A 1082-nucleotide genomic window follows, 5' to 3' on the forward strand; every position below is an offset into this window, starting at 1 on the left:
TGCATACCCCACCGGGAAAACGGTGACGCAGCGAGTTTGATGCTGACCAAAGAGACAAATTCATTGCTGACTTCATCCATTGCCAACCCCCCGGAAGGAGTTGGTCTTTGATCCAAAGGAATTCTCACCCAGCCGAAGCTAGACGAGGATAATTTGGCATTTGACAAGTGCACGCTGTTGAGTTCTCAAGGATCGGATGCTCCCACGACCCAGCCATCACAGCCAGGCCCGAAGGGCAACTTCTCTATCTTACCCACCTCGACCCGCTTGTCAAATCGGCGCGCCGTGCGAATCGAAGATCCGCAGCGCGGCTGATGACAGCCACAGAAGAGGTGGAGTCCCTATCCTAGACGCAAGCGCCTGTTCTCTCAAGTGAGAGTGGATCGGGAGTGGTTCTCCGCTTGAGGGGGGTGAAGCTCTTGGCTCCTCCGCTTCCCTGTGGGGCGAACAAGTAATAAGTTACGTGGATCCGCGGCTTCTGGCAAATCGGGCCACACCACCCGGGCGTGTCGCTCCGACCCCGCGCTCGGTTTCCGCCGGATCAGCCGAGGTTTCTGCGCCGCGCCCACCTCGGAGTACGATCGCGCCATGCCTGCGTCCACGGATGATCGTCGCTCCCCTCGTGCATCCGCGAACGGGGAATCCGTCCGGCTCGGAGCCGCCCACCATCCCGATCCTCTTCCTCAAGACTCCGAACACGGTCGTCGGCCCGAACGACACGGTCACGATCCCGCGGGGCAGCGAGAAGACCGACTGGGAGGTCGAGCTCGGCATCGTCATCGGCACCCGCACCGCCTATCTCGACAGTCCCGAGGAGTCGCTCGCGCACGTCGCCGGCTTCGTCGCCGCGAACGATGTCTCGGAGCGCGACTTCCAGATGACGGTCTCCGGCGGTCAGTGGTCCAAGGGGAAGATCGCGCCCGGCTTCAACCCGACCGGCCCCTGGCTCGTCACACAGAAGTGGTGGGATGCAGCGATCCGCGAAGTCATCTCGTTCATGGAGAGCCCTGCGTACGCCGCACCCGACCTGCCTGAGCTTCGTGCCGCGCTCAAGGCCGACCTGGACCACGAGATCGACCATC

At 62.2% G+C, this 1082-nt stretch carries 1 protein-coding gene; it reads left to right on the forward strand.

Features of this window, described 5'->3' with window-relative positions; genetic code table 11:
• Positions 1-604: 604 nt before the first annotated feature.
• Positions 605-1082: fumarylacetoacetate hydrolase family protein (locus KZA10_RS15880; RefSeq protein WP_256934984.1), on the forward strand; the 478-nt coding region annotated here is incomplete at its 3' end.

This window comes from Microbacterium sp. BF1 (genome assembly GCF_019279095.1).
Taxonomy (GTDB): Bacteria; Actinomycetota; Actinomycetes; order Actinomycetales; family Microbacteriaceae; genus Microbacterium; species Microbacterium maritypicum.